This is a genomic window from Enterobacter cloacae complex sp. BZL2005 (genome assembly GCF_049238885.1).
In the GTDB taxonomy this organism is placed as follows: domain Bacteria; phylum Pseudomonadota; class Gammaproteobacteria; order Enterobacterales; family Enterobacteriaceae; genus Enterobacter; species Enterobacter roggenkampii.
On sequence record NZ_JBMKGI010000046.1, the window covers coordinates 1 to 782 of the forward strand.

Genomic DNA, 782 nt, shown 5'->3' on the forward strand with positions numbered 1-782 from the left:
GCAACAGCACGGTTACGGTCTGCATATTCACCGGGCCAGTAACCCGCGCCTTTTCGGGGCGGGATAAGCGCGCTGATTTTCTTACGCCGCAGTTCATCGTGACAGAGCCGGGTGTCGTAAGCGCCGTGTGCCGATGCTGCCCTGATTTTTCTGTGAGTCTGCCGGATAAGACCCGGGAAGGCTTCTGAGTCCGTCACATTGTTCAGCGACAGGTCTGCACAGATGATTTCATGTGTGTTGCTGTCAACTGCCAGATGCAACTTTCGCCATATACGACGGCGTTCTTTGCCGTGTTTTTTGACTTTCCATTCGCCTTCACCAAAGACCTTCAGCCCGGTGGAATCAATCACCAGATGCGCGATTTCACCTCGGGTGAACGTTTTGAAACTGACATTAACCGACTTTGCGCGCTTGCTGACACTGGTGTAATCCGGGCAGCGCAACGGAACATTCATCAGTGTAAAAATGGAATCAATAAAACCCTGTGCAGCCCGCAGGGTCAACCTGAACACGCGTTTAATGACCAGAACGGTGGTGATGGCGAGATCATAATAGCGCTGAGGTCTTCCCCGTGATGAAGGCGTTGCCGACTCATACCAGGCCTGAATAGGTTCATCATCCAGCCAGAAAGTTATGGAGCCACGGTTGATGAGGGCTTTATTGTAGGTGGGCCAGTTGGTGATTTTGAACTTTTGCTTTGCCACGGAACGGTCTGCGTTGTCGGGAAGATGCGTGATCTGATCCTTCAACTCAGCAAAAGTTCGATTTATTCAACAAAGCCG

1 protein-coding gene is annotated in these 782 nt (G+C 51.5%); it reads right to left on the minus strand.

Annotated elements, in window-relative coordinates:
- On the minus strand, positions 1-749 hold a 749-nt coding region (locus tag ACOTXI_RS24225; protein WP_421766154.1), incomplete at its 3' end, for an IS5 family transposase.
- Between the last annotated feature and the right edge of the window lie 33 nt (positions 750-782).